We start from the raw sequence: 3,312 nt of genomic DNA on the forward strand, positions 1-3,312 counted from the left end.
AGTCAAATATATAAATAGTTGTTTTGTTTTGTCAAAGCAGAGGAGGGAATACGAGATGAACCAACAGGTCTGGTGGCCGGGGAGGTGTGAATAAAAGACAGGGGGGGCGGGGGAAACCCCGCCGCGCCGCGCGATTTTGCGGGGAACGTCTTTCGGCGATGGTTCGGCGCCGGAGACGCTTGCCAGGCATTTGGCCCCGCTTTGCCTGGGCTTGCCTATCCGGCGTCGATTATTGGGCGGCCGCCTGCACCAGCTTGCCGCCCGGCGCGGGCGAGTCGCTGCCGAGCAGGTGGCCGTTGACTTCCAGGCCGTACAGCGAGTCGTCCGAATCGTGGTACTTGGCGCGGGTCTTGGCGACCGAGTCGGTGTAGCGCGGGTCCTGCGGGCGTTCGTGCGCGTTCATGAAATACGCCACGTCCCACGCTTCCTGGTCGCTCAGCATGCCGGCCTGGCCCAAGGGCATGTTGGCCTTGATGAAGCCGGCGGCGTTGCCGATCTGGTGCATGCCCGCGCCCCAGTTGAACGAGTCCGGCCCCCAAAGCGCCGGGAAGACCCAGTGCGAGCCGTTCTTCTGGCCCTGGCCCTTGTCGCCGTGGCAGACGGCGCAGTACTGCGCATAGACCTCGCCACCGCGCACGTAGTCCGCCTTCTGGGCCGGCGCGGGCAGCTTCAGGTAGCCCTGGCCCTTGAGCGCCACGCCGGTGGGCGCCTTGCTGGCCAGCCAGAACATGTAGGTCTGCAGGGCGGTCAGCACGGGATCGTCGGCCGCGGGCGCCTTGCCGTTCATGCTGAAGCGGAAACAGCCTTGCAGGCGCTCGGCCAGCGTGTTGACGTGGCCGTTCTTGGCGCGGTAGGCGGGATACAGCACGTAGGCCGCCCACATCGGCGCGGAATCGGCGCGGCGGCCGGCGTCCAGGTGGCAACTGACGCAGTTCAGGTCGTTGCCGACGAACTTGGCGGCGTTCTGCGGGGTGTGCAGGAAGATCTGCTCGCCCTGGCGCACGATCTTGCCGAACTCGCTGTCGGGCAGCGAGGCGGCGGTGGGGGGCGTGAAGGCGGGGCGGGCATCGGCGACGGGACCGGCGGCGCGGGCAGCAGGGGCGGCCAGGCCGCCGGCCAGGGCCAGCGCGGCGAGCAGGGCGGTGGCGCGGCGGCCGGTGGCCTGATCGGCGCGTCGGGCGGCGCCGCGGCTTGGGATCCGGGCGACAAGCCGGTCGGAGAGTCGGCGGGACATCGAATTCATGGCTTGGCTCCCGCGGCGGGGGTGGCTTGCGCGGCAAGCAGGTCGGCCGCCTTGGGCAGGCCGGCGTAATAGGCGGACACGGCGTCGATCTCGGCGTCGCTCAGGCGGGTGGCGACGGCCGGCATCAGGCCCAGTGGGCCGGGCGGACGCTGGCCCTGGCGCCAGGCGCGCAACTGGCCGGCGATGTAGGCGGCAGGCTGGCCGGCCAGGCTGGGAAAGTTGGCGCCCACGCCGATGCCGCCGGGGCCATGGCACTGATTGCACGCGGGCACGTTTTTGTCCCAGGCGCCGCGGTTGGCGAGCCAGGCGCCGGTATCGTCGGCCTTGGCGGGTTGCTGTGCGGTGGCGGCGAGGCGGTCGATGTTCAGCGGCGAAGGCAGTTGGGCGTAGTACTGCGCCACGGCCTGGCGCTGGGCGGGGCTTAGCGCCTTGGCCGTGGGCGCCATCACCGGGCTGACGCGCGAGCCATTGGCCATGGCTTCGAGCTGTTCGGCCAGGTAGGCGGCGCCCATGCCCGCCAGGTGCGGAAAGCCGGCGACGGCATTGCCTTCGCCCTTGGCGCCATGGCAGGTGACACAGGCGGGCGCGCCGTTGGCGCCCTGGGTGCTGATCAGTTGGCCGTCAGGCGCGCCTTGAGCGCTGGCCAAGGCGCTGGCGCCCAGGGCCAGCGCGCCCGCCCAGCGAGCGACCGTACAGGACCGTAGACGAAACGGCTGCAAACTTACAGGCAGGGGCCGCAATGATTGGGGCCATGAAGACAGGGGCCGTAAAGGCATGGAGGAGGTCTCCGTCCAGTTATTGATTTTGAGTAATAAGTTAATTTCCAGAAATTATATAAAAGGTTGTGACAGATCAGCACATCGCGCGGAGATTGATGCGGCGCGCGCCGTTTCATTTGCTTGCGTGGACAGTCGGGCTGACGGGGAACCCTGGAACGTTCGCTTTCAGCATGGCCAGATCGATTCGGGTAGCATTTCGCCGATCGATAACAAGGAGAATCCGATGCACACGAACGAGATCGACCCCCCGCGCGTTGCCCTGGTGACGGGCGCAGGCACCGGCATAGGCCGCGCGGTGGCGCTGGAATTCCTGGCGCAGGGTTATCGCGTGGTGTTGGCGGGCCGCCGGCGCGAACCGCTCGAGGCCACCCGCACGGCGGCGGGCGAAGACGGCGTCAGGGCGTTGGTCGTGCCGACCGACGTGTCCGACGAGCAGGCGGTGCGCGAGCTGTTCGACGCGACGCAACGCGAGTACGGCCGGCTGGACGTGCTGTTCAACAATGCCGGCCGCGGTGCGCCTGCGATGCCGATCGAAGAGCTGCCGGTGTCGCTCTGGCGCGAGGTGGTCGACACCAACCTGACCGGCATGTTCCTGTGCGCCCAGGCCGCGATCCGCGTCATGAAGGCGCAGACGCCGCAAGGCGGCCGCATCATCAACAACGGTTCGATCTCGGCGCATGCGCCGCGGCCGTTCTCGATTGCCTACACGGCCACCAAGCATGCCGTGACGGGCCTGACCAAGTCGATTTCGCTCGATTGCCGCCCCTATCACATCGCCTGCGGCCAGATCGACATCGGCAATGCGGCCACCGAGATGACCGAGCGCATGGCGGCGGGCATCCTGCAGGCCGACGGCAGCACCAAGGTCGAGCCGCGCATGGACGTCGCCCACGTCGCCCAGGCCGTCGCCGCCATGGCCCGCCTGCCGCTGGAAGCCAACGTGCAGTTCATGACCATCATGGCCACCAATATGCCGTTCGTGGGGCGTGGCTGAACTAGCGAAAGCAGGCCGTCAAGCAAAAGGCGCCGTCAGGCGCCTTTTTTATTGGTCGCAAGAAAGCCCGCCCCGCCGCCGGGCCGCCCCAAGGCGGGGCAGCCTGGGGTGGCGCACCAATCTCATGCTAGAACAGCCGCCCGCGCGTCGGGCCGCCCCAAGGGCGGGCAGCCCCCTTGTATGCTTTGACGTGTTGGGTATGAAGTTCGTTTGATCGGCCCTGTACAGCCCGTTCCCCCTTTGAGCCTAGAGCTCGTCCCCGAGCATTGGGGCGTACAGTCCGCCGTGTTTGTCAC

General features: G+C 67.8%; 3 protein-coding genes. 1 reads left to right on the plus strand and 2 read right to left on the minus strand.

Annotation, left to right across the window (positions count from 1 at the left end; translation table 11 throughout):
• Window positions 1-229: 229 nt before the first annotated feature.
• Both AC6LJ2_RS29925 and AC6LJ2_RS29930 read right to left on the minus strand, forming a co-directional pair.
• Window positions 230-1,243 carry a c-type cytochrome gene (locus AC6LJ2_RS29925; protein ID WP_263915570.1) on the minus strand — a complete coding sequence of 338 codons (1,014 nt, stop codon included), beginning with the start codon at window positions 1,241-1,243 and terminating at the stop codon, window positions 230-232.
• The gene (locus AC6LJ2_RS29930) at window positions 1,240-1,962 is read right to left on the minus strand and encodes a c-type cytochrome (protein ID WP_445656440.1); all 723 of its coding nucleotides are present in this window, start codon (window positions 1,960-1,962) and stop codon (window positions 1,240-1,242) included. The genes AC6LJ2_RS29925 and AC6LJ2_RS29930 overlap by 4 nt, the downstream gene beginning before the upstream one ends.
• 283 nt (window positions 1,963-2,245) lie before the next feature.
• On the opposite strand from AC6LJ2_RS29930, the gene AC6LJ2_RS29935 reads away from it, so the two are divergent.
• Window positions 2,246-3,016, plus strand: a complete 771-nt coding sequence (locus AC6LJ2_RS29935) for an SDR family oxidoreductase (RefSeq protein ID WP_445656439.1) — start codon at window positions 2,246-2,248, stop codon at window positions 3,014-3,016.
• The last annotated feature ends 296 nt before the right edge of the window (window positions 3,017-3,312 follow it).

Source organism: Achromobacter sp. 1014246743, from assembly GCF_059760725.1.

Excerpts from the sequence above, each read along its gene's own strand:
- AC6LJ2_RS29925 (WP_263915570.1), bottom strand. The coding sequence starts at position 1,243 with ATGAATTCGATGTCCCGCCGACTCTCCGACCGGCTTGTCGCCCGGATC.
- AC6LJ2_RS29935 (WP_445656439.1), top strand. The coding sequence starts at position 2,246 with ATGCACACGAACGAGATCGACCCCCCGCGCGTTGCCCTGGTGACGGGC.